This window comes from Sphaerochaeta sp. S2 (genome assembly GCF_016406725.1).
In the GTDB taxonomy this organism is placed as follows: domain Bacteria; phylum Spirochaetota; class Spirochaetia; order Sphaerochaetales; family Sphaerochaetaceae; genus Sphaerochaeta.
In genome coordinates this window covers 1-5,160 of sequence record NZ_JAEKNT010000169.1, presented here as the reverse complement: position 1 = coordinate 5,160, position 5,160 = coordinate 1, and the positions used below count along the sequence as shown (strand labels likewise).

General features: G+C 47.7%; 5 protein-coding genes. 2 read left to right on the top strand and 3 right to left on the bottom strand.

Features of this window, described 5'->3' with window-relative positions:
• On the top strand, positions 1-1,451 hold a 1,451-nt coding region (locus JF818_RS04425), incomplete at its 5' end, for a hypothetical protein (RefSeq protein WP_198890764.1).
• Here JF818_RS04425 and JF818_RS04420 read toward each other — a convergent pair.
• From JF818_RS04420 to hflK, 3 genes are all read right to left on the bottom strand, one after another.
• The gene (locus tag JF818_RS04420) at positions 1,424-2,104 is read right to left on the bottom strand and encodes an HAD family phosphatase (protein WP_198890763.1); all 681 of its coding nucleotides are present in this window, start codon (positions 2,102-2,104) and stop codon (positions 1,424-1,426) included. The two genes, JF818_RS04425 and JF818_RS04420, sit on opposite strands and share 28 nt — an antisense overlap.
• Positions 2,105-2,180: 76 nt before the next feature.
• Positions 2,181-3,182, bottom strand: a complete 1,002-nt coding sequence (gene hflC, locus JF818_RS04415; protein ID WP_198890762.1) for a protease modulator HflC — start codon at positions 3,180-3,182, stop codon at positions 2,181-2,183.
• Positions 3,179-4,162: an FtsH protease activity modulator HflK gene (gene hflK, locus JF818_RS04410; protein ID WP_198890761.1), complete on the bottom strand. Its 984-nt coding sequence runs from the start codon at positions 4,160-4,162 to the stop codon at positions 3,179-3,181. The genes hflC and hflK overlap by 4 nt, the downstream gene beginning before the upstream one ends.
• Positions 4,163-4,297: 135 nt before the next feature.
• Between hflK and metG the strand changes: the two genes are divergently transcribed.
• Positions 4,298-5,160 (top strand): methionine--tRNA ligase (gene metG / locus JF818_RS04405; protein WP_198890760.1); only part of this gene is annotated, 863 nt, incomplete at its 3' end.

Genomic DNA, 5,160 nt, shown 5'->3' with positions numbered 1-5,160 from the left:
AGCTCTTGGGCTATCCCTATTTAGGCCTTATCTTTGCTGCCCTTTTGGGTTTTGCATTCCAACTGTTTTATAGCCTAGCCAGTGGGACCAGCCTGCTCTATGGGGCAAAGGACATCTTGTTGGTTGGACCATTGGCCGTACGGCACAGCGAATTGGGAGCAAGCAGGCTGCTGATCGCGTACCTTCTGCAAGCTCCCCTTTACTGGTTCGTTACGTTTCCAGCCCTTGTTGTTGGCCTCTGGGTTGACGGTTTCTCCCTGGTATATTTACTTGGCGGAGTCTTTTTTCTTCTGATAGGACCGTTTTTTGCCCTCTCCCTTTCTGTCTTGATCTCCATGGTTTTGGTAAGGCTCACAAAGGGAAGGAACCATAAGATGGCAGAGGAGCTCTTTAGCGCTATCGCCTTGGTACTCCTGATCCTTATGATGACGGTTTCCCTTACCAGGAATATGAGTGAGGATGGTTCGTTGCTTGCGTTCAATTATGAGGCGATGTTGCAGGCTTATGCTCCAATCATCGAGAAGCTTATGGCTATGATCCCCCTTTTCCTCATACAGGCGAAGATGGTCACCTCCCTTGCAAGCCTGCTTAGTATGCTTGGATTGGGATTGCTTCTCCTTATCGGTTTGGTTCTGTTTGTAGGATCCACCTATGCAGCAAATCTCTCGTACGTATTGAGCAACCAATCGGTTGCGAGGACCCGAAAAGCCAAGCATTCCCTCCAGTCTACAAGTCCCCAGTGGGCTCTCATGAAACGTGAATTGCTCATCATCCGCTCTGAGAGCATGTTTGTGTTTGAAATAGTGGGAGAACTTGGAATCCCTGTTTTGCTTCTTGTGCTCTACAGTTTCATGGGGATTCTGGATGAATTAGCTGAAGTTGCTTCCCAGCTTATTGAGACCGGAGTATTTCTCCAACTGGTGTATTTATTGTTGCTCTTGTTCGCCAATCTCAGCATGATCAGCTCAACCAGTGTTTCCAGGCAAGGAAAGCGTTTTAATCTCGATAAGCAGTACCCGCTTGATGCAAGTACATTCGTCGGAGCGAAGTTGTTGTTTCATCTTCTGCTTGTCTTCATCCCCCATGCAATCTATCTATCAGCAGCGCTCCTGCTGCTCTCCCTTCCCCTGTGGCATCTTTTTTGGATGATACCTCTGTCATTGCTTTGCATTGGAATGATTGCATGCATGCAACTTGCAATCGATTACCATCATCCAAGGCTCGACTGGAAGGTGAGCCAGCAGGCAATGAAAAGCAACCTGAATGGGCTCTTCGGTATACTTGCAGCTTTCATATCCTTGGCACTCTTTGCCTTGGTATTGTTGTTGCCAATGCTTATCGGTCTGAGTATGGTGCTCTCCGTGTTGCTGTTGTTTGGTTTGACCGGCCTTGGATTTTTCCTTTCCTATCGTTTGGCACTAAATCAGGCTCGTATATTGCTTTCCAAGTAGTCGATGGAGTGCAATACTGCAGACTCCAGGGAAGGGAAGGTGTCATAGGGGTACTGCCGGTTCTGTCTGTTCCATGCAACAATCATCCCATGGTCTGCTGCCTCAAGCATGGGTATATCGGTGGGGCCATCACCGATAGCGATAATGGTCTTATAGTCTGCTCTGAGTGAGTCTACTGCCAGAGCTTTGTCGCCCGGGCCTGCAATATCGACCAACAAGTGGAAGTTGCCTTCTTCGTTTCTGACGAGTCTTTTTCCACGGATGAACGAGAACGAGTCTTCAACTCCGAGCTTCTGGAGAAAGGCCCTTGCAATATTTTCCGTACCGCAGGTAAGGATACCCAGGTCACTGATGTGGGAAAGTCTGAGAAGAGCATCTTTTTCCCTCTTGCCAATGGAAGAGAGAAGGATGTCTGCTACTTCATCTATCATGGCTGGGGTAGCTCTTTTAACCAGCTTTTCATAGCGGTGGTGGAAAGATGCATCGTCAAACACTCCCTTCTGGTCTTGTTCGATGAAGTGCTTGCCCCGTTTCTTGAACAGGACCCCTCTCTCCTTCGCCGCAGAAAGAATCAGCAGCTGTTCGCTGTCATAGGAGTTAATCGGGTAGAGTGTACCGTCAAAGTCGAAGATGGTTAGGCTTTTCTCTCTCATACGAGGAGTGTAGCAGGAAGGCAAAAAAAGAGGAAGGGAACAAATCCCTTCCTCCTGTTAAATGCCAGTAGCCAATTTACTCTTGGGCATCTCTACCATAAATCATGTCAAAGTACTGCATGTCAGTGCTGAGGATCTTGTCCAGACCAGGCACTGTCTTGCGATATGACTCCAAGGTTCTCCATAGTTCGAAGAACTCGGGATCTACTTCGTATGATTCTGCGTAGATCTTTGCAGCCTCAGCGTCAGCAATACCCTTGATCTTCTCACTCTCGGCATAGGCTTCTGAGAGAATCTGTTTCTCTTCTCCCTCAGTCTTTCCTTGCCACTGTGCGAGTTGTCCACGACCGTAGGAGCGGTATGCCTCAGCAATCTGGTTACGTTCCTTGATCATCCTCTGATATACGCTTTCGGTGAGATCATCACTGTAGCGAATCTGTCGGATGACGATGTCGATCAGTTCAATACCGAACTCATCGGTGAATTGTTTTGCTTGGGCAAACATCATATTGCTCAAGCCATCACGACCGATACTGATCGTCTCCTGCTTGGCAACGGTTGCTGTAAGGTTACGCAGTCTCTCAGCATCCTCGATGCTTTCAACATTCTGTACCTGCTCTTCGACCTCGATGACATTGATCTCATTGCTGTTCCTTACCGCCTCATTGAGATAGTTCTCACTGATGATGGTTCGAATCGAAGAATCAAGGACATCGTTCAGCCTGAAGATACCATTGTTGACGGTATTGACCGTCTCATAGTACTTGGCAGGATCTGAAATTCTCCATCTGGCTGTGGTATCAACCCAGATGAACTGGTTTTCCTTTGTTGGAATCCTCTGTGCAGCCCCATCCCAGGAGAGTATTTTCTTGGGATAGATTACCACGCTGTCTACCAACGGCATCTTGAACTTGAGTCCTGCGTTCTGCTCCGTGTCAACAATCTTACCGAATCGGGTGATCACTGACTGCTGGCCTTCTGCAAGGATGTAGAAAGGTCCTAGCAAGATGAAGATGGCAATGAAGACAACGAGGACTACCAGGGTGGTAACTAGTTTCTTATTGGTGTTTGTACTCATTTTGTACCCCCTTCAACCATCTGCACCGGAAGGAAGTTGCTCAGGTTCTTGTCAACCAGGGTAACCGATCCGCTTTCGGTGGGATTGATGATTGCCTCCATTGTCTCAATGTACAATCGAGTTCGAGTAATGGTCTGTGACTGTTCATAGACCTCTCGGACGCTGTTGAATCGTGCCACATCACCTTCAGCTTGGTTTACACGTTCAGCTGCATATCCTTGTGCTTGCTGGATGAGCTTGTTTGCCTCACCTCGGGCAGAAGGAATAACCTTGTTGTAGTTCTGCTTTCCTTCGTTGATCAAGCGGTTCATATCCTGGATTGCCTTGTTGACATCCTCAAAAGCATCCTGAACTTCTCCAACCGGTGGTACGATGTTCTGTAGCTTGACGGTAACAACACGTACTCCCAATTCGTAGGAATCAAAGATTTTCTGCATATTCTCTTGTGCTTCAATCTCGATTCGGGTACGTTCACTGGTCATGACAGAGAGAATGGGAAGATCACCCACCAGCTTGTTCATGACACTCTGGCTGATATCTCGCAGAGTTGTTTCCCTGGACTCAACCTTGAACATCCAGTTAACAGGGTTTTCAATCTTGTATTGAATGATCCACTGTACATCAATGATGTTCAGATCACCTGTCAGCATAAGTGATTCAGATGTGTAGTCGCTGTTTCCAAAAAGTGGGGAAGTAGAACTGTTTGAGCGATATCCGAATGTCATCGTCTGAACGACTTGAGTTGGGACATTGTAACTGGTCTCGATTCCTAGTGGGATCTTGGTCTGCAATCCAGGGCCTACTGTTCGGTTGTATTTTCCTAAGCGCAGGACAACCGCTTGTTCGGTTTGGTCGACAACAAAGAAACTGCTAAGAACCAGCATAATGAGGACGACGGCGACAATAATCCAGATCACCAGCTTGGGGCTGATGTTCTTTACTTTTCGCGCAGGCCTCGGTGGTTGCTGCATGGTATCCATGATAACTCCTCTTTGTACCAATTATGGTACTCTTTCAATGTACTTAGCTCTAGGGGACTCGTCAAGGATGTAATAACGCCAACATTGATTCGTTTGGCATTGAAATAAAATTCGGTGCGTTCTATTATATCCCTTATGAAAAAGAGACTAGTAACTTCTGCGCTCCCGTATGTGAACAATATTCCGCATTTAGGCAACCTCACCCAGGTCCTGAGTGCTGATGTTTTTGCCCGTTTCTGTCGATTGAAAGGGTATGAGACACTTTATATATGTGGTACCGATGAATATGGTACGGCAACTGAGACACGGGCTCTCAAGGAGGGCGTAAGCCCAAGGGAGTTGTGTGACCACTATCATGCCATACACCGTGACATCTATGCGTGGTTCAATATTGATTTTGATTATTTCGGGAGGACAAGCACAGAGGCCCAGACCGAAATAGTCCAGGACATCTTCAAGCGTATGGACGCAGCTGGATATGTCAGTGAGCATGAGTTGGAGCAACTCTACTGCCCGAAGTGTGAGCGATTTCTTGCAGACCGCTTTGTTGAGGGAACCTGTCCCCACTGCCATGCAGAGGGTGCTAGAGGGGACCAGTGTGACAGTTGCCAGACCCTGCTTGACCCTATTGAGTTGATCGACCCTCACTGTGGTGTCTGTGGTACCACCCCAATTGTCAAGAAAACCAAACACCTCTACATCAATCTGCCCAAAGCTCTTCCTATGCTGGAAGCTTGGATGGAGAAGACCAGCAAAGATGGTTTCTGGGCAAACAATGCCATACAGGTGACCAAGTCCTGGATCCGGGATGGTCTGAAAGAACGCTGTATCACCCGCGACCTGAAGTGGGGTATTCCTGTCCCCAAGCCGGGGTATGAAGGCAAGGTGTTTTATGTCTGGTTTGATGCACCCATCGGGTATGTCTCCATATCAGCCAATGCTACCAAGGATTGGAAGAAATGGTGGTTCGATCCACAGAATACTGAACTGTTCCAGTT